The sequence below is a fragment of the Novosphingobium sp. genome (genome assembly GCF_027531025.1).
Classification (GTDB): domain Bacteria; phylum Pseudomonadota; class Alphaproteobacteria; order Sphingomonadales; family Sphingomonadaceae; genus Novosphingobium.
In genome coordinates this window covers 15,675-33,543 of sequence record NZ_JAPZQX010000009.1, presented here as the reverse complement: position 1 = coordinate 33,543, position 17,869 = coordinate 15,675, and the positions used below count along the sequence as shown (strand labels likewise).

Genomic DNA, 17,869 nt, shown 5'->3' with positions numbered 1-17,869 from the left:
TGTTTGGGATCTTCAGAGTCAGAGTCGGGAAATAAATGGGCAGGGGGTAGTTTCGGCCGCCAATAAGTCTATGTGTCCCTTCGACTGGACGACAAATTGGTCCACTTCGAGATCGGGAAATTGCCTGGTCAGTTTCGATAATGCTGAAAATACGTCAGGGGTGGGCGGACATTTTTTCGGTTCGAACGGCTTGCGGGCAGCATTTTCAACGTCCGCCCGTGTGCATTCGATCCCCGCTTCGGTCAGGATTTCAGCAAATTCCGAATTGGAGATCTGGTACTGCCCCCAGACCAGTCCAGCCTTGGAATGACGCCATGCAGAGCCCAGCGATTGCCGCAGGCGCTTGAGGTCAGGTGTCTTGCGGTGAAGATAACGAGCATCGTGTTCCAGCGAGGACTGCGACATCACGTAAACCGCAAACTGGCGATAATCCGACATCGATTTCAGGCACAGGCGAGGCTGCAAGGCGAACGCTTCCCAGTACCGCCGCATCTCCATGAACTGATCAATGCTGTCCCACGGTTCCGTTGAAAAGGCGATATGGTCGTGTGCTTCCGAATGCCTGACAGCATAGGGCTTGCGCTTCCAATCGAACTCCATGTTGAGGCGCTTCGACAGTGCACGATCAACTAGGTCGGCATCGAACAACACCATGTCCCGAACGCCAGTTTTCACCTTCATCGGGATCACATCGTCGCTCGTACGGTTGAAGAACATTTCCACGATGCGGCGGTTCTGATGCCAAACATCATCGAAGTGGTGAGGCAGGTGGATCCCGCCCTTGGCGAGCACGACATTGCCCTTGTCGTCAGCTCCGCCGTTTCCTTCCTTCAATGTGGCCTGACCACGGGTACGCCACCCCAGTAGCTCACGGACACGGTGTTTGATTTCCAGCACTGTCGGATCGCCTGTCAGTCGATGACGACTTTGCGCATAGAGTTTGACCAGCGGTCCGCCTGATGCTGCGGCGATGTCGCTGTCGGTGGCATTGGTCAGGAAGCCATCAGTCGTGCAGCTGAAGACGCACACTTCGGCCGATAGGGAGTTGATGATCTCGCCGAGCACAGCCCGCACGAATGAGGTGATGTAGGCCGCATAATAGGGGTTCGTGATCTTGCTCGGCGGCAGCTCGGTCATTTCTGCAGCCTTGAGGTCGAACACCCGCTTCTTCTGCAATCCCTGGGCGGTCTTGCCGTAAGTGGAGTTGCTCAGCTCCTTCCAGAACAGGTTCTCCAGCGATCCCTTGGGGAAGGCGGCACGCTTCTTGACGCACATCTGGATGAAGTCGCCGAAGATGTGCTTGGTTGGGTCAGTCGGGACCACGACGCCGTGACGTATCTTGAGCTTGGCACCGAGTGATCGGGCAAGGGCAATCTCGGGTGCAGCACAGTTTGATAGACCCTTGCGGGGGAAGATCAGGCCATTGTCGGTGCGAACAGGCAGTGTCGGAAACCGGACGGACTTTGGGAATTCGAACTCGACGTTGGCAACACCGAGCGACAGCGCCGTGAAGTCATCAGGCTTGGTCGTTACGAAGGCACGGCTCCATTCTGGTTTGCCGATTAGCGCCATGGCTGTGGGATAGGCGCTGGACAGATCATAGTCCGTCCAATTGTCTTCGAAGCAGGGGCCAAACCAGAACTGCTCGTTGCGTCCGCCATGGTAGCACTCGGTTGCCAGTGCGAGGTGCCAGGCGACCTCCTGTTGATCGACGATCCGCTCAACCTTGCGATAATAGCCCTGCCGCTTGTCGTAGATCCGTTCCTTGATCTTCTCCTTGCCCAGCAGGTCGAGCGAGGCACCCGCCCAGCGCTCGTCCCAATTTTTGAGGAGAAGGTCGACTCCAATGCCGGTCAGCGTGGCAGGGATTTTATTGGTGTTGAACAGCTCCCGGCTCTGCTCGAGCATTTTGTCGATGTAGCGAACGCAAATGACGGCATCGGTCAGGGCGTAGTGGTCGAACAGCTTTGGATTGTCCCGCATCAGGCAATCCATGTTCTCCTTGTACCATTGCTCTTTGGCAGGATCGGGATCGAGGGCGATCTTCTCTTGGCCGACCAGCTCGCCAAGAGCCTTTAAGCCCTTCGATGCGGCAGGGGTCAACAGCATGGTATCCCGGAGCAATATCTTCAGGTCGACATGATCCCCGTCAGGAAAGTCATAGGCGAGCGCAATGTGGCCATCGATCGACAGGAACGTGTTGCGCACGCTCGACATCATTTGCGTGAGGTCTTGGAAGTCCGAAAACGCTGGGATGTCAGCTCTGGTAAAGTGGCCGACCAGATAGATGCGGGTCGGCACGGCTTTCACCGTTCCATTTCGAACGCCGCTCCACACCGCAAACATAATGCAATCGGCAAGGCTTAGCCTCTCACCATCATTGGGATAGCAAATGGCGCCCCACTCGGTGGGATCGCCATCGCCTTTGGCGGGATCATAAACCTTGCAGTAGACCTGGTATGAAAGGATCAGGTTCTTTGCCAATCCTGCCCTGATATCCTCGTTCGACAGGGGCTGGTCAGGGGCTTTGTATTCGGTATCAAAGCCGATAACCATGAATGGTTCGGAAGCCTTGCGGCTGCGCTCCACACCTCCGTAAAAGTCATCCCTCTCCACCCATATTGTGGTTTTACTGAGGGTTAGATCACCGTTCCTGACAGTGACCTCAGACCGACTGGAATAGCGGATTTTCTCGGTCATTTTGGGCTCTGGGTTCCATTTGGAACGGCGGTTCCATCCTGAGCAGACTTGTCATGACGTTTGGTTGGTAAGGGCACAGGGAAAACCCCTCTGCCGACACCCTCAATGATCAGTTCGGCATGACGGAGTTTGCGACTGGCAGCAGCGGTCAGGGCTGCTCTGACATCAGCATCGGTTTCGGCTGATGCATAACTCGATCTTGAGCCAACCTTAGCTTTTCTAGCAACCTCCCACAGTGGCATTTTGGGGTTATCTCGTCTGATTGTGAAAACCCGCAGTGTCTTTTCCAAAGAGTCGATATCCGGAATGGAAAGCAGCGGATAGCGAGCTTTGCTAACGGACAAGCGCTTCTCACCGCGTTTGCGGCCATGATTTTCTCGGATAACCTTGCCGAGGCGTTTTGAGATCTCTCGGCGAGAATAGTTCATTGGTATCGAGACTAGCAGTACCTGACTTTCGCCGCCGACATCGAAAAGCTCCAAGACTTCGGCTTTAGACAGGGCTTTAACGGTTGCCGGTGCGGGAGGTTCGGCGAATAGATGCCGTCCACGGTTTCCGCCATCAACTTTGGCGGTCCACCATTCCTTGAACTCTTGAGCGTGTACGTTGCCAAAGTCTTGAAACAGCTTGGCGTACTTACCTTTGCCATCTTTTCGGCAGGTTTCAGCATAGCCATCGTGTAGCCTTAAGAACTCCCACCAGAAGTAAAATGCGCTCTGGTTCCATTTCACGCCTTTGCGGCCTTCCGTAGGGCCAAAGACGGGGTGTTTGGCTGTGAATCCAGCGGGAAAATTGGAAGATTTCATAACATCTATATCGCGCCTTTTAATGCGATCATGCCATTAAATTCGAGTTGGGGATAGATCCAAATTATCGAACGGCAATCAAGCGGTTCGATGGATTTGGAAGGCAATCATTATGGAAAATATGTCGCTTGAGCAGTCTGTTGCAGTCACCCCTGTTGCAACTTCGTTTCAGCTGTCACCTGCCGTCGAGCAGTATGTTGAGCGTTATCGCTATTATGCACGCAACACGGTCGAGAGCATTTTGAAGCTTGGCGAAACCGTGCTCGAAGCAGAGGCGAAGCTGTCACGTCTTGAGATCATGATCTTCTGCCAGGAGGTCGGCATTGATCACAACGGTCCAACGTTCAGGAAGCTGCGCAAGATTGGGCAGCAGGCAGCGCGATTTGTGCCTGTCATTGATCGTGTGCCGAACAGTTGGACGACTGTTTATGAGCTCGCAAAGCTCGAAAATGATAAGTTCGAAACACTTGTTAATTCGAAAGCGCTGACGGCAACAGCAACGATGAAGGAGCTGAGAGCGTTCATCGATGATGGTGCGAAAGCGCCTTCGGACACGGTGTCGTTCACATTGACCGTCAAGGCGAAGAATCCTGCACAGGCAGTCGAGATCGACAGGGCCTTGGGTGCAGTTGGAGATCAGTTCGGATCAAAGGTCAGGGTGTCGAACCAAGAGCTGCTCGATCGGTTCATGATCGATGCGCTCGATGGCTTCGATCTCGATGATGAGTTCGATAATCTCGAGGCGGCGTGATTTGATAAGGCGGGGAGCATGGCTCCCCGCCTTATCCCTGCACACAGGCATGTTCTAATTGGAACGGTCCTAATCATAACATATCAATAGCGCATTTTAGTCAGCTCATATGTTCTAAATAGAACGTGGGCTATTGTGAACACATAGAGAGGCAAACGGGCTTCTCTGAAAATCAGGAGTTCAGAAAATGGCTACCGCATTCAACAGCAAGATCATCGCAGGTTCGGCCAATCAGGGTCGTAATGTCGGTAAGGTCGTTGCCATGCCGAAGAAGGCACCTGAGTTGGAAACTGATGCAGACAAGCTGCGAAAAATCATGGTCAACGCCTATCGCATCGGTGACACGGAATATGCGGAACGTGCGAAGCGTCGGGTTTGGGAGCTGAACAAGCTCGGTGACAGCGAGCTGGATCGTGGTTTTGGCGAAATCATTGCGACTTATGAAGCGCTGCTATCAGAGCGTAATGATCGCACGACGCGTGCAACACGTACTTGGCAAAAGGTTCGTAACAAGGGCGTGAAGCAGGCGATCATCGAATGGGTGACGTCAAAGCAAGAACGTCAGGGGTTCATCGATCTTGTGGAGGCTGGGCAGGGGTCATCAACGATTGAAGCGCTGGTCGTGACGATGCGGCACGAGTTCGACGATTATGTGGTGGTGGCAGCATACAAGCGCCTTCGCAGCGCTGGTGTGAACATCGCAATAGTTCACTGATCAAAGCGGGAATGCTAGAATAGGGGAGCCTTCGGGCTCCTTTTTTTTCTGAGATTTCAATCTTTGGTCAGAAAATCTGGCCGAAAGCCACTTTATAGCGGCACTCTCACGGGGCATTACAGAATAGCAGAGCTGAGTAATATGCAGTGCGCCGGAGGTCGCAAGATTTCGAATTCCTTCGCCTGCTAAATGTTTAATTAAACCACCGAGTTAGAGAAAACTTCCCAGCGGGGAATGCCGATTTTTCTGTATTCGGATCGTGTTCGGATTTGAACAGCGGCTGGATTTTGGGGGAATGAGTGCCGAAAGGTTCTGCTGACAGCGCTAAGGGGATGATCACGGCGTCTAATCCGCCGAACTTGCTGCGCCATCGATAGTACGTCTGGATCGACATCCCTGCCTTGCGGCATGCCTCCTCAACCGTCGTCCCGTCATCCTCCTGCTTCAATATGAAAGCGATCTGCTGTTCGCTGAATCTGGACTTCTTCATGCCATGAATCTCCTGGCTGGCATTGGCCAAACCCAGCCAGGAAATTCTCACTTAAAACGGACCAGGTTGCCGGGCTCAGGTCAACTCGATGAGCGGTGGATTCAAAGAAATTGAAGTGAAAGACACCACAACCATTGCGTGCTTGCTACCGTCCGCACCTTGGGCCGCAATAATGCAGACGCCGGTGGGGTAGGCACCCATGGCACATCGAAAATTGGTCGGATCGATCATCCCAATACACCCTGAACAGGCCAGAGGAGGTGCGGTGCTTCTCCATCTGACAGAAGATTTTCCGCTCACACGGAATAAAACATTCCACATGGTTCATAAAATGAATTTATATCATCATATCGATTAAATTGCGATATGGCGTTGCAATGCACGTCTAAGGCGTAGAGTTGAAGAGGAGATCGGCTGATGAGTGATCGCAAAAGCATTGTCGTTGAAGGGTTCGGACACGGAAAACTGCCAATCCCGGCAGCCAGCCGTATTGGTCCATTCGTCGCTAGCGGAAACATTTTCGGGTTTGACTACACTGCTGGCGCACATCCTGATACAGCCGAGGAACAGGCCGCTCTGATGTTCAATTATGTGCGTCTCGTTATCGAAGGCGCTGGTGGAACACTTGACGATATCCTCAAGATTACGGTCTATATCCGTAACGACAGTGTTCGTGCAGCAATCGACCAGCACTGGTTGGAGGCCTTCCCGCATGAGGCATCCCGGCCTGCCCGGCAGGCGATCCTCCTTGAGGCTATGCCAGGAAATCGCCTTGTTGCGTGCGATTTCCTTGCTGTGATTGACTGAGTCGAGATCAGCACGAGCCCGTGGATGCGGGCTCGTGCGCCTTACTCAATCTATATATTCAATCTAGAAGGTGCTTTAGACCATCTCGTAACGTTCGCCCGTTCTGGGAGCGCGACGTTTTGCTTTTGAGCCCGCCACCTGGGGTTCTGTTATGCCATATTCAGGCATGTTCCGGAAAAACATCTGCAGGCAGGTGTGCTTATGGTGGTTGACGAATTCTGGATCATAGGGAGACACGCCGAGGATTTTTTCAACTTCGGCAGAGAGCAGGAATATACGCGTCGCCATGCCAATGAACAGGTAATACAGATATTTGGGCTCGCCAGTGATGAATTTTCCAGCGGCTTGGGCCGCAGTGATCAAACCTGCTGTGCGGTCGAATATTGGGCGAATGGCGTTATCAAGCAGCCAATCGAGTTGCTCACTGGGCTTGGCTGCCACATGGGCCATTATGCGTGCGAAATCCGGATTCTTGGCCGAGTACTGGATGAAATCATCTAGATAAAGGTAGAGCTTGGCGGAGTCATCCACCCCCCGCAGACCGGCCAGACGTTCTTCAAACTGTTGGAATCGCGTTACGCTCAGCCCGTAAAGAGTTGCTCGCCACAGTCCCTCTTTGTTCTGGAAGTGATAAGTGACCAGCGTGTGCTGGACTTTTGCTGCTGCGGCTATGTTTCGAGTTGAGGCGCCATCAAAGCCTTGGTGGGCAAATTCCTGCGCAGCGGCCGTCAGAATTCGCTCGCGGGTTTCAAGCGATCGCTTTTGCCACGCTCGCTGGCGATCGGGGCGGTTGGGATTCTTTCCAATCAAATCTGTGGTTTGAGGCATAATGGCCCCCTCAAGAGTTGCAAAAATCCCGCGCCCGGCAATGCGGTTAGGCGTGCAGGCTTTCAATCGACGGTCCTTAGCTAAAGTTTGTTGTACAATCCAATCATAGTTGGGACATTTAATCAGCTTAATTTGCAATGGCTGCCCGCCGAAAGGCTGGTCTGCTGCCTTTGATCAATGCTGCTTTTTGCAGCTTGCCTCATCAAGGCTTGCCGTGTGTGTGCCCCACGGTGTCTTTAAAAAACTAGTCTTTTACAGAATGATAAGAGACTGTCTCGTTCATGCAGGCGCCGGACAATCGAATGCCATAATAGGCTTATGCGATCAAAAAACTGACAAAACTATTGAACATTATTGCACTACATTATACAATTGGTGCATATAAGAAGGGCGAGGTAATCTAGCTTCGCGCTTGGAGAGGGACTTTCAGGCCAGATGGCAAAAATTGTGCTCGGAATCGCCACTGCGCATACGCCGTTGCTAACGTTGGATAGTGACGAATGGTATAACCGTTCGCTCGCGGATCGAAAGAACAGTCGGCTTAGTCTCGCGGATGGCAGGCTGGTTGATTACGACGAATTGGTGAAGCTGCGCGGTGAGCCTTATGCAGCTGATGCCACGCCCGAAAATTATGCGCGGCTGGCGGGCATTTGTCAGGCTCATCTCGATACTCTAGCAGGTGCGCTGGCCAAGGCGAACGTGGATGTCGTGGTCATTGTCGGCGATGACCAAGCGGAGCTTTACAGGCCCGGCAATATGCCTGCTATTGCAGTCTATTATGGCGATACAATCCTCACCCATCCGATGGGAGAAGATCTGCCTGATTGGATGAACCAGGTCGCGCGCGGTTATGCCATGGATAAGGTTCATGCCTTTCCTGGGCATGCGGGTCTTGCCATGGATATCATTCATGGGTTGATCGACCGGGAAGTTGACTTGGCGATTGCGGACGAAAACCCCGAGGGTAGGGGGTTTGGACATGCCTTCGGTTTCCCGGCCGAGCGGCTTTTTGGCGGCAAAGACATCCCCATGATCCCTGTCATGCTGAACACTTACTTCCCGCCAAATGTGCTTTCGCCTTCACGCTGTTTTTCGGTCGGGGCCAAGCTTCGTGAAGCCATTGAGGCTAGCCCGCTCGATTTGCGCGTAGCTGTGTTGGCGTCTGGTGGGCTTAGCCATTTTGTCGTCGAAGAAGAACTTGATCGCACCGTCATGGGTGCATTGGGTGATCCTACTGGTGAAGCTTTGTCTGCTATCCCGCGTGAAGCGATGCTGGAGGGCACCTCTGAAATCCTCAATTGGATCCTGACTGCCGGTAGCGTCACGCACCTGCCGCTTAAGTGGTCAGCATACGAACCAATCCGTCGAACGCCCGCCGGAACCGGTATTGGCTGCGGCTTTGCGATCTGGAGCGAATAAGCAGTTCTCTTTTTTGAGAGATTTCGGTCGGGCGGAAGGAGAGCACTTTCGCAGCGGTGAAGGAGCCAATTGCATGATGAGTCTGTTCGAACCAAATAGTGATGCCTTCCGTGACGATCCCTATGCGACGTATCGGCGGCTGCGTGACGAGGCACCGGTTTATCACGATGAACAATCGGGGCTATGGTTGCTGACGCGATATCACGACATTGAGCGAGCGTTGGCCGACTATGCAACTTTCTCTTCGAGCAGAGGCAATGCGATAGTCGATTCTCCGCAGCGTGTGGGCAAGACGCTGGGGTCTATGGACCCGCCACGTCATGACGAGCTGCGCCGTGTTATTCAGCGTGCGCTTGCTCCGTCGCGCGTCCAGTCGATGCTTGGAGTGGTCAAAGAGCTTTCCCGGCGCCGGATGGGTGAGTTGCAGGAGCGCAAATCATTTGATTTCGTCGAGGACTTCGCTCGCCCGATGATCTTCTCAGCGCTGGGCATCATGCTTGGTCTGGATGAAACAACCGCAGTCGAGGCTGAGCATCTGGCGCGGAACCTTTTTGAAGGCCATGGCGGTCCGATGGGCAATGCCTTACCAGCGGAAGATTTCGCCGAGATCTGGAAGTTCTTGGGCGGAGAATTGGCAAAGCGTACTGCGTCGCCGGCCGAAGACCTGTTCTCGGTATTGCTAGCTGCGAAGGCTGAAGGGGCTAACCTCAGCGATGAGGAAATCCTTGGCAACATGTCTACAGTATTGCTGGCTGGTAATGCCTCTCTTGGGCATTTTTTCCCAAACGTCATTCATGCATTGTGGCAGCATCCCGATCAGCGGCGCGCGGTCATGCAGGATCCGGAATTGCTTCCGGCTATAATCGAGGAAACGGTTCGCTGGGATACTTCAACGCAATCCTTCGCTCGGCAAGTCATGACTGACGTTGAGATTGATGGCGTATCAATCCCTGCAGGTTCTCGTGTTGTGCTGTTTTATGGATCGGCCAACCGCGATGAACGTGTCGTCGAATCCCCTGATACTTTCGACATCGGTCGCAAACGGATTCGCCACTTCGGTTTTGGCCTTGGGCCGCACATCTGCGCGGGTTCGACTATGGCCCGCATGGTCTGCCGGACCATTCTTGAAGATCTTCTGCCGTTTCTTGGTGACTATGAACTGGATATCGCGAATTCCAGACGCGCGCACCACGTCATGGTTCGTGGGTTCAAGAGCCTTCCGCTCGTTCGGCAATAGCCCAGGTGGATATCTTGCCGGAGCCACTTCAAGGTGGCTCCGGCCAATCAATAGTCAGAACTTGTAGACATCGATTGTCAGCGCACCGGCAGCAAGCTTTTCCAAGATGGCGACTTCGTCTTGATCGCGCTTGCGGGACGCTGCGACTATCTCAGGGGCAATCCCTGCGGGGATAACGACTACGCCATCGGCATCCCCGACTACCAGGTCACCTTTGCGAACGACGATTTCGCCGATGCGCACCGGTTCACCAACCGCGCCATCCTTGCTGGCATCCTTGCCGGTGCCGCGAATGGTGATGCCTCCCGAGAAGGTTGGCAGCCCCATTTCGATCAGTCGGTTGCTATCGCGGACCCCGCCGGTGATGACCAAGCCCCCGGCTTTACGCGCAATGGCGGCCGTAGCCATGATTTCACCCCAGTAGCCATAGGGATCACCGTCGCTGCCGCAGTCTACGACTAGCACGTCTCCCGGCTCGCTGACGGCAAGCGCCTTGTGAATCCAGAGGTTGTCTCCTGCCGGGCAGCGGACGGGCAGGGCCCGGCCGCAAGTGTACATGAAGCGGTCTATTGGGCGGATGCCGCCCGGCAAGGCGCCGATCCGCTTTGCGGCTTCATGAATTGTCGCCGAGGATAAACCATGGGCCGATTTGATCAGGTCATCGGTCATGCAGTCACCTCTTTCGGTCATTTGCCGAAGGCGAAGGGATCGTCGAGGCTCTTCTGATCGCCGGACGTGGCACTGCCATGAGCACAGCCGCCGAGCTCGCCAAGGCCCGGGCAAACATGTGCCGGGTTTTCATGGAAGATCATGTGCTTGTCGGCTTCGCTCAGGAAATCGAAGCTGGAAATTACCGGAACGAGATCGTCGCCCGGTCGCCCCGTTTCTGGCCGAACTGCACGGCCCGAACCCGGTGCTTCCGTGCCGAAGCACAGCTGCTTTGGTGTGCGCTGCTTGATTGCCGCTTCCAGGAAGTTGAGATCAGGTGCGTTGGTATCGAAGTACAGGTTTCCAGTCGTATCGCGCTGCGACAGGTGATGGTCTGATTTGATCCAGCGGTCCAGCGCGCCGCCGCAATGGCAGATGACTACCTTGAGGTCGGGGAAGCGATCGAAAACATCTCCATGGCTGAACAGCTGCGTGGCCAGGTATTGTTCCCACACAAAGCCGATCTGATAGTTGTGCGGGATCGACTTGATGCGCGGGTCCATGCAGTTGCTGCCATGGACGACGATCGGAATGCCATAGTGCTGGCAGCGTTCGTAGATGGGGTACCAGTAAGCCGTGTCCATGCCCGGCGACTTGCGATCACCGGTGGGGTCCGGGCTGAGATAAACGCCCTTGAAACCGAGTTCGTTGACGCAGCGGTCCAGTTCGGCAACGCTTCCCGAAAGATCGCCGTCGTGGGCATTCTGCGGCAGCTGGCAGGCACCGACAAATCGATCAGGAGCCATTTCCACCTGCTTGGCAATGGCGTTGTTCACAAATCGGGTCCAGCCTTCCAGCACGTGCTGGTTCATCCAGCCGAGCATCAGGAACGGGCGGGGGCCGATCAATTGCGCGTCGATGCTGCGGATATCAAGGTCGTGAATGTGCGCCTTTACCGACTGTTCCCAGCTCTGCTCAGTCAGGCCAAGGGCTGGCAGTGACTGGCGAGGATCAAATCCCAGGTCGGTATTGGCGGCGAGCATCAGGCCCAGAGCTGTGGTGCCGTGCATTGGGGCGCTAACGTGACCATGAATGTCGAGGACCGGCTTGGAATTGTACATTCTGAAAACTCCCACTTGGCAGGCTAATAGCTGAATTTCTTGCCTGCTTTATGCCGCATATGATGTGAATTACAATTCTTAATTGACGCAAATGGTCAACTTAGTGAGTGGGGGATTTTTGAGCACTTCCGCTGCTCTGCAAACTGCGCGCGTTAATTGCGATCCGGTTCGGAAGTCTGCGTTTTGGCATCAACCAGTGTTTTGCACTAAATGCATCACGTGGAAAAAATAATGTATTCAAATTGACATTTCGATCAAAAAAGTTGACAGGCGGGGTGAGCTAAGGCTTGGCGCCAAAGGTGCGCGAAGAAGCTTCGGCTGCGGCCGCAATGCGGCAAATTATACATTGTGTGGGGAGTTGGAGCGATGAGCGATTTAAGGACGCGCCTGTTGGCGCTGGACACACCTTCGGTATCTGATGCTCTCGACAAACTGGGCCTGTCAGGTGCGGTGACGGGTATCCAATCGCTGACCCTTCCGGCGCGAGTGGCTGGCCGAGTCAGGACGGTCAAGCTTGGAGCGCCAATCCCCGATTTGCCCAAGGTTCATTTGGGCGCAGGCGCTATTTCGGCATCGGAAAGCGGCGACATCCTTGTGGTCGAGCATCGCGGTCGACTGGATGTGTCGGGCTGGGGTGGGTTGCTCAGCCGCGCCTCGGTAAAGCGAGGCATTGCTGCGGTGGTCGTTGATGGCGCTGTGCGTGATGTCGATGAAAGTCGGGATCTTGGCCTGCCAGTTTTTGCTCGTGCGGCTGTTCCAGTGACAGCACGCGGGCGTGTTGCCGAGCACGCGTTCGAACAACCCATTACTTTTGCCGGACTGGTGGTTTCGCCAGGTGACTGGGTCATGGCGGACGGCAGCGGCGTGATCTTCCTTTCAGCCGCTCGTCTGGAAGACATCGTCGGCACCGCCGAAGACATCTTCGCGCGTGAGCAGCTGATGGCCGCAGATATCGATGCAGGACGGCCCATTACCGAGGTCATGGGCGCGAACTATGAGGACATGCTCAAGAACAAGGACAAGTGACCGTAATGGACAATCAGCAACTCTCTAGTCGGCTCACTGCCGTGGGCATTACGGCTATCTCTGACGCCCTTGATAAGCTGGGGATCGAAGGACAGGCTGTCGGCATCATGCCCGTTGTCCGCACGATGCGGTTTGCAGGGCCGGCTTTCACGATCCGGATGTTGCCAGTCGGGCTGACTGGCGGTGTGGTCGGTGATTACATCGACGACGTACCAGCAGGAGCTGTCGTCACCATCGACAACAAGGGCATCATGGACCAGACTGTGTGGGGAGACATCCTTACCTTCGTTGCACACTCGAAGGGGATCGCAGGCACGGTGATAGACGGTGTTTGCCGTGACAGCGACCGCTGCGTTGAGCTGGGTTATCCAGTGTTTGCTCGGTCGAATACGATGCGGACCGGCAAGGATCGCACCACCGCCGACGCCTATAATGTCCCTATCCAGATCGCAGGTGTTCGCGTGAACCCAGGTGATTGGTTGGTAGGCGATGCCGATGGCGTCGTTGCAATTCCGGCAGATTGCGTTGTCGATGTGATCGAGGCAGCAGAAAGCATTGAGGCGATCGAGCAGCGCATTCGCGATGCGGTGGCTAGCGGAATGCGGCTTGATGAAGCTCGTAAATCACTGAACTATCATGGCTTACAGACGCGAGTGAAAGACTGACGCTGATCTCAGGTGAGATAGCGCAAGAGCGTTGATTAGCCCAAGTTCGAATAAAAACACCCGGTCTCATGGCCGGGTGTTTTTTTAAATGCACTTTCGCTGCCATGGCTTTCAGCGGTTTGAATTTGCTCCAGTACCATTTCCGCGATCAGTTACTCTCTCAGGGCGGACTTCTGGATCTTCCGGTAACGGTGGTTTGTCGACTAAAAACGCATGAATGTGTTTCAGCAAATAAGTCCAAATATATGCAGGCGATTAAGACCTCAGACTGTAGCTAGCTTTTTAGCAAGTCGTTTCCTGCTTGCGGTCAGGCACAGAACGGCACCAACCAAGCTCACTACCCCAACAACGCTAATGCCAAGGCCGAGCGCGCTCGCCTTATCGGCGCCCATTCCGGCAATAGCTGCGGCTAAAGGAGGGCCAAAGCCAAGGCCGAAGCTGCTTACGCAAATCAAGGCTGCCGCAGTCAGGGTTGCCCGCATGGTGGACGGCATGATGGGCTGAAGGGAAAGAAGGATTGCGTTGGTTGTCCCGGCAAGAAGAAAACCACCTGCCGCAAATGCGATAAGAAAAGCGGTGGAGCTTTCCAGCATAGGGGTGATGCTGATCAGAAAGGTGCCGCATAGGGCGTTCGTTGCCAACATGGCCGTTGCGAGGTTGAACTTGCGTGCAGTCACGAGCCATCGCAGCACAAGTGGAATGGTTAGCGTTCCGCCAACTGCAGCAATGAAATTTGCTATTCCGAAACCATAGCCGGCACTTTCTGCGCTAAGCCCATACTGACGTTGAAGCATAGTTGGCCCCCATGCGATCATCGCATAGCCTACCAGTTGCATAAAGCCGGCGCCCAAGAACAGTCCTGGATAGAGGAAGCCTTCCGATCGGATATGGCGCCACAGGTCTTTCATGGAGCTAGTCGGAGCATTGTTCCGGTGGCTACGCTCTGGTTCACGGATCAACACCGCAAGTGCAGCCGCCAAAAAGATTCCTGGCAAGCCGACCGCAATCAGGCTTGCTCTCCATACCGGAAATGCAGAGCCGCTAGACAGGTAGTCGCCGAGCAAGCGTAAGGTGGCTGCTCCCAATAGATAGGCAGAGGCAGCACCCGCCATACCGCAAGTTGAGAAGATTGTTCCTGCCAGCATGCGACGCCGTTCAGGGAAAAGATCAGATATAAGGCTCAGCGCAGCGGGAACTAAAGCGGCTTCGCCGATAGCCAATCCGAAGCGCATAATTGCTAGTGTGGTGAAGTTTTGTGCGAAGGCCGAGGCCACTGTGCAGGCTGACCAAAGTACAACACAGCTAACAATCAGAGCCTTGCGGTTCCAGGTGTCCGCCAGCCTTCCCAAAGGGAGAGAGCTTGCGCCGTAAAACACTGCAAATGCTGTCCCGAACAAGACCCCCAGTTGGAGATCGTTGATTTGGAGGTCGTGTTTTAACGGATCGATAACCAGGGCCAACATGAAGCGGTCAACGAAGGAAAGGACATAAAGTCCAGAAAGCAATGCCAAGGCAAACCAGGCGCGGGCCGGTGTAGCTTCGCGTTCCGCGGTATTCATCGTGGCACTCTCACTGCTGTTATCAACACACTGCGCTGCGTCTTCCTCGTCCGAAAGCCTGACGCCGATGGACTAATCCCCGGGCCTATAGGCCCGGGGAGTATTTGGATTACATTGCGTACTTGAACTGTAGGGCAATCACGCGCGGACGGTTGCGATTGCCGGTGTAGCCTTGGTTGCCGACAGCAGCCTGACCCGGGTAGGTTGAGAAGTTTACTGGCGTGGCAAAGTTGATATAGCGATCGTTCGTCAGGTTTGTCCCGATGACCGAAAGCTCCCATCCGGCTTCGCTGCGCAGACCAGCCCGCGCACCCAGTACCTGATAGGCGCCTGAAACAGGCGCATCGGGGCGCATCTTCACGAGCTGGTGAAGGTAGCTACTGGAAAAGCGCAGGTCGACGCCTGCAAAGAGGGTCAGATTGTCATTTACCGGGGTCTCATAATCAGCTGCGACGCTACCGTTCCATTTCGGTGCGCGGATAAGCTCGTCGCCAGGATTTGCGATCGCCGCTGTGCCGCCGGGCAGGGCCGTGAATTCGGCATCAGCATAGACGACGGACCCAGTCAGGCTTAAGCCTGCGGAAGGCTTGATACCCGCTGTCATCTCAAAGCCCTGCGAGCGGATGTCCGTATTCCCGATCAAGGTTTGGGAAATGCCGTTTGCTTCTCCGGTGAAAGCCGTCTGGTAGCTCTTCACTTTGGTGTGATAGAGCGCAGCGGTGACATAGGTGCCCCGACTAAAATCGGCCTTCACGCCCAGTTCGGTAGTGTAGGCTGCTTCAGGCGAGTATTCACCACCCAGAGCGGTAGTTGGCGCATCCTGATAACCGCCGCTCTTGCTGCCCTTTCCGTATGAACCGTAAAGCATGATCCCGTTCGTGGGCTTGAATTCAACCAGCAGGTTGTAGTCGAAGGGGTCAACAGTCTGCTTGACGGCATAGGGAGCCACTGCCGGAAACGCCACAGTGCCGAAAGTACCGGTGCCTGAACGCTTGAACGTGATGTCCTTGGTTTCGTGGGTGTAACGCCCACCGGCGGTAAGCTTCAGCTGAGGTGAAACCTCATACGAGAGCGAGCCAAAAGCTGAGAGGGTGGTCGTGTTGATAACCAGCAGCGAATCAGCTGCCCCGTTTAATGGGAAGATTGCCGGCGAGGTCGCGGAGCCTGAAATCAGGCGGCGCATCTGGAAGTCATTGTCGAAATAGTACAGGCCGAGCAAATAGCTAAGCGGCTTTCCTGCAGGAGAAGCCAGGCGAATTTCTTGCGAAACTGTTCTGTTCTTCTCGTCTTCCTGCAAGTTGAACAGATTGCCAGCGGTGAAGTCGAGATCGTTGTTACGGGCGATCCGGGTGTCAGCGTAGGCCGTCTGCGCGGTTAATGTATGGTCGCCAAGCTGCAGGTCGGCAATGCCGGTCAGACGGTCAACATTCGAGTAGTTAAATGCAGACGGCCCGCGGGTCGACGCTCCCATAGCTTCCGATCCTATCGAGACAATGTCATCTACTGTTCCGCTGAACCCGATCTGTCCAATTGATGTTGCACGTGCAGCAAGCCTACCCGATGGATCTTTGAGAACTTCAAATGCCTGTCCATCAAGCTTTCGGTCATCGTGCTGATATATCAGGGTCAGGGACAATGCATCGCTGGGCTGATAGGCGATCGACATACGGCCCGAGAGGTCTCTGCCGCGCACTTCGGGCTCGCCCGAGAAGCTATTGGTATAGTAGCCGTCTTCATTTGACAGGAAGAAGGCGCCGCGAGCCTGAACGTTATCGCTGAGCGGAAGGTTCAGGTAACCGGTTGCCTGGTTCTGACCGATTTCGAAGCTATGCGAAGCGTTTATTCCGAAATGTGCCTCCTTTTCGGGGCGGTTGTTGGTGTAGCTGATCGCGCCTAAGCTGGAATTCTTGCCCAGCATAGTAGATTGCGTGCCGCTAATTACTTGCACTGATGCAAGGTCGTAAATTGGCGCGTTTAGATCTTGCCCGCGACCGTAATAGACACCATCATAATACATCGGGATCGACAGCTCGATGCTGAAGATTGGGGAATTGGTGCCCAGTCCACGTATAAACGGGCTACCCGTGTTCGAAGCGCCCTGGCCAAGGACAAGGCCTGGAACAACCGATTCAACCTGCATGGCGCTGGTGATGTTACCCTTAGTGACAGCCTCGGAGTCGAGCACGGTCACGGACGCGGGTGTTTCCAGCAGTCGGGTGTTCTGCTTCAGAGCGGTAACGATGATTTCCTCTGAATCCGCTGCTGGGTCGCCATTCGCTGCTTGCTCTGCAAGCGCATGCGAAGCGCTGAGGGCATAAGCCGAAGCTGCAGCCGATAGCCACAATGTCTTTTTGATGGATGATTTGGTCATACCTACTCCCCTCTCCAGGTCTTTATCTGCCTAATGGTGCCGGCCTATTTCGCTCAGCTCCCATTTGTGATTCTTTGTCTATCTACCCCTTCTAATTTGATCAAGTGAATTAATTAGGATGCTCAAGGCGATCAAATGTGACAGGTCTGTGCGGCAAATTTTTGTTCCTGATGAAATGGGGAGGGTCTAAATTGGAGTTTGAAATTCGAGTTTCGGTGCGTGGATGAGGCTTCCGTCGTCGGGAAATATGCTAGGGTCCGGACCCATAAGCAGGATTCCTGATTGCGCCCTGGATGTATTTCATTGTTCTCCGGTGAGGAGGCGCGATGGACAGCGGATTTCTTTTGGTTTTCGGATGAGCAGTGGTCGCGGATTGAGCCACTCCTGCCCCGCGACACGCGGGAGATGCTGCGCGTAGATGGCCCAGCGCGGCACCACACCTGTCATCCCGTCCAATCGGGCCATTAAAATCTGCAGATCTAGCTAACAAAGTCGACCTTAGCGTTGACACCTTTACTTCCCGAAAGCAGCCACCCGTTCAGCTAGCTTATGTGCCGAGCTGACGGCCGCTATCGGCGGTCGGATTGGATTGGGGCAATGCCTCAGAATTTGGCGATTCCTGATTGCATGCTTTAATGTACCTGCAGTGCGATTGCAGACATTGAACATTTTGGGTGGCAATCAGTTTTCAATTGCGGCGGCGGTGCATATGTTTCGGCCGCCGGC

General features: G+C 54.5%; 15 protein-coding genes and 1 pseudogene. 7 read left to right on the top strand and 9 right to left on the bottom strand.

What is annotated here, in order from left to right:
* Positions 1–18: 18 nt before the first annotated feature.
* Both O9281_RS12860 and O9281_RS12855 read right to left on the bottom strand, forming a co-directional pair.
* On the bottom strand, positions 19–2,700 hold the full coding sequence (locus O9281_RS12860) for a DNA polymerase (RefSeq protein ID WP_298186544.1): 2,682 nt from the start codon (positions 2,698–2,700) through the stop codon (positions 19–21).
* Positions 2,697–3,506 (bottom strand): hypothetical protein, encoded by an 810-nt coding sequence (locus tag O9281_RS12855; RefSeq protein WP_298186542.1) that lies wholly within the window; start codon positions 3,504–3,506, stop codon positions 2,697–2,699. The genes O9281_RS12860 and O9281_RS12855 overlap by 4 nt, the downstream gene beginning before the upstream one ends.
* Positions 3,507–3,618: 112 nt before the next feature.
* On the opposite strand from O9281_RS12855, the gene O9281_RS12850 reads away from it, so the two are divergent.
* The gene (locus O9281_RS12850; RefSeq protein WP_298186540.1) at positions 3,619–4,257 is read left to right on the top strand and encodes a hypothetical protein; all 639 of its coding nucleotides are present in this window, start codon (positions 3,619–3,621) and stop codon (positions 4,255–4,257) included.
* A gap of 187 nt (positions 4,258–4,444) precedes the next feature.
* Positions 4,445–4,972, top strand: a complete 528-nt coding sequence (locus O9281_RS12845) for a hypothetical protein (protein ID WP_298186538.1) — start codon at positions 4,445–4,447, stop codon at positions 4,970–4,972.
* Positions 4,973–5,318: 346 nt separating this feature from the next.
* Here the strand turns inward: O9281_RS12845 and O9281_RS12840 are convergent.
* Positions 5,319–5,462 (bottom strand): annotated as a pseudogene (locus O9281_RS12840) (transposase); the annotation flags it as partial.
* Between the two features lie 75 nt (positions 5,463–5,537).
* Positions 5,538–5,693 carry a flavin reductase family protein gene (locus O9281_RS12835; RefSeq protein WP_298186536.1) on the bottom strand — a complete coding sequence of 52 codons (156 nt, stop codon included), beginning with the start codon at positions 5,691–5,693 and terminating at the stop codon, positions 5,538–5,540.
* A gap of 186 nt (positions 5,694–5,879) precedes the next feature.
* On the opposite strand from O9281_RS12835, the gene O9281_RS12830 reads away from it, so the two are divergent.
* Entirely contained in the window at positions 5,880–6,269 is a 390-nt protein-coding gene (locus O9281_RS12830) for a RidA family protein (RefSeq protein WP_298186534.1), read from the top strand.
* Positions 6,270–6,344: 75 nt separating this feature from the next.
* Here the strand turns inward: O9281_RS12830 and O9281_RS12825 are convergent, their stop codons facing one another.
* On the bottom strand, positions 6,345–7,235 hold the full coding sequence (locus O9281_RS12825; protein ID WP_298186531.1) for a TetR/AcrR family transcriptional regulator: 891 nt from the start codon (positions 7,233–7,235) through the stop codon (positions 6,345–6,347).
* 297 nt (positions 7,236–7,532) lie between these two features.
* Between O9281_RS12825 and O9281_RS12820 the strand changes: the two genes are divergently transcribed.
* The gene (locus O9281_RS12820) at positions 7,533–8,516 is read left to right on the top strand and encodes a hypothetical protein (RefSeq protein WP_298186529.1); all 984 of its coding nucleotides are present in this window, start codon (positions 7,533–7,535) and stop codon (positions 8,514–8,516) included.
* 73 nt (positions 8,517–8,589) lie between these two features.
* Entirely contained in the window at positions 8,590–9,753 is a 1,164-nt protein-coding gene (locus O9281_RS12815; RefSeq protein WP_298186526.1) for a cytochrome P450, read from the top strand.
* 54 nt (positions 9,754–9,807) lie between these two features.
* Here O9281_RS12815 and O9281_RS12810 read toward each other — a convergent pair whose 3' ends face one another.
* Together O9281_RS12810 and O9281_RS12805 are read right to left on the bottom strand one after the other, a co-directional pair.
* Positions 9,808–10,422 carry a 4-hydroxy-4-methyl-2-oxoglutarate aldolase gene (locus O9281_RS12810; protein WP_298186524.1) on the bottom strand — a complete coding sequence of 205 codons (615 nt, stop codon included), beginning with the start codon at positions 10,420–10,422 and terminating at the stop codon, positions 9,808–9,810.
* A gap of 17 nt (positions 10,423–10,439) precedes the next feature.
* Positions 10,440–11,522 carry an amidohydrolase family protein gene (locus O9281_RS12805; protein WP_298186522.1) on the bottom strand — a complete coding sequence of 361 codons (1,083 nt, stop codon included), beginning with the start codon at positions 11,520–11,522 and terminating at the stop codon, positions 10,440–10,442.
* A gap of 366 nt (positions 11,523–11,888) precedes the next feature.
* On the opposite strand from O9281_RS12805, the gene O9281_RS12800 reads away from it, so the two are divergent.
* Together O9281_RS12800 and O9281_RS12795 are read left to right on the top strand one after the other, a co-directional pair.
* Positions 11,889–12,548, top strand: a complete 660-nt coding sequence (locus O9281_RS12800; protein ID WP_298186519.1) for an RraA family protein — start codon at positions 11,889–11,891, stop codon at positions 12,546–12,548.
* A gap of 5 nt (positions 12,549–12,553) precedes the next feature.
* Positions 12,554–13,213: an RraA family protein gene (locus O9281_RS12795; protein WP_298186517.1), complete on the top strand. Its 660-nt coding sequence runs from the start codon at positions 12,554–12,556 to the stop codon at positions 13,211–13,213.
* A gap of 263 nt (positions 13,214–13,476) precedes the next feature.
* Here O9281_RS12795 and O9281_RS12790 read toward each other — a convergent pair whose 3' ends face one another.
* Positions 13,477–14,772, bottom strand: a complete 1,296-nt coding sequence (locus tag O9281_RS12790; protein ID WP_298186514.1) for an MFS transporter — start codon at positions 14,770–14,772, stop codon at positions 13,477–13,479.
* A 109-nt stretch (positions 14,773–14,881) separates the two neighbouring features.
* Complete coding sequence (locus tag O9281_RS12785; RefSeq protein ID WP_298186511.1) at positions 14,882–17,143, bottom strand: TonB-dependent receptor; 2,262 nt, start codon at positions 17,141–17,143, stop codon at positions 14,882–14,884.
* Between the last annotated feature and the right edge of the window lie 726 nt (positions 17,144–17,869).

Excerpts from the sequence above, each read along its gene's own strand:
- O9281_RS12860 (WP_298186544.1), bottom strand. The coding sequence starts at position 2,700 with ATGACCGAGAAAATCCGCTATTCCAGTCGGTCTGAGGTCACTGTCAGG.
- O9281_RS12800 (WP_298186519.1), top strand. The coding sequence starts at position 11,889 with ATGAGCGATTTAAGGACGCGCCTGTTGGCGCTGGACACACCTTCGGTA.
- O9281_RS12845 (WP_298186538.1), top strand. The coding sequence starts at position 4,445 with ATGGCTACCGCATTCAACAGCAAGATCATCGCAGGTTCGGCCAATCAG.
- O9281_RS12830 (WP_298186534.1), top strand. The coding sequence starts at position 5,880 with ATGAGTGATCGCAAAAGCATTGTCGTTGAAGGGTTCGGACACGGAAAA.
- O9281_RS12820 (WP_298186529.1), top strand. The coding sequence starts at position 7,533 with ATGGCAAAAATTGTGCTCGGAATCGCCACTGCGCATACGCCGTTGCTA.
- O9281_RS12815 (WP_298186526.1), top strand. The coding sequence starts at position 8,590 with ATGATGAGTCTGTTCGAACCAAATAGTGATGCCTTCCGTGACGATCCC.
- O9281_RS12855 (WP_298186542.1), bottom strand. The coding sequence starts at position 3,506 with ATGAAATCTTCCAATTTTCCCGCTGGATTCACAGCCAAACACCCCGTC.
- O9281_RS12795 (WP_298186517.1), top strand. The coding sequence starts at position 12,554 with ATGGACAATCAGCAACTCTCTAGTCGGCTCACTGCCGTGGGCATTACG.
- O9281_RS12835 (WP_298186536.1), bottom strand. The coding sequence starts at position 5,693 with ATGATCGATCCGACCAATTTTCGATGTGCCATGGGTGCCTACCCCACC.
- O9281_RS12810 (WP_298186524.1), bottom strand. The coding sequence starts at position 10,422 with ATGACCGATGACCTGATCAAATCGGCCCATGGTTTATCCTCGGCGACA.
- O9281_RS12785 (WP_298186511.1), bottom strand. The coding sequence starts at position 17,143 with ATGACCAAATCATCCATCAAAAAGACATTGTGGCTATCGGCTGCAGCT.
- O9281_RS12805 (WP_298186522.1), bottom strand. The coding sequence starts at position 11,522 with ATGTACAATTCCAAGCCGGTCCTCGACATTCATGGTCACGTTAGCGCC.
- O9281_RS12790 (WP_298186514.1), bottom strand. The coding sequence starts at position 14,772 with ATGAATACCGCGGAACGCGAAGCTACACCGGCCCGCGCCTGGTTTGCC.
- O9281_RS12850 (WP_298186540.1), top strand. The coding sequence starts at position 3,619 with ATGGAAAATATGTCGCTTGAGCAGTCTGTTGCAGTCACCCCTGTTGCA.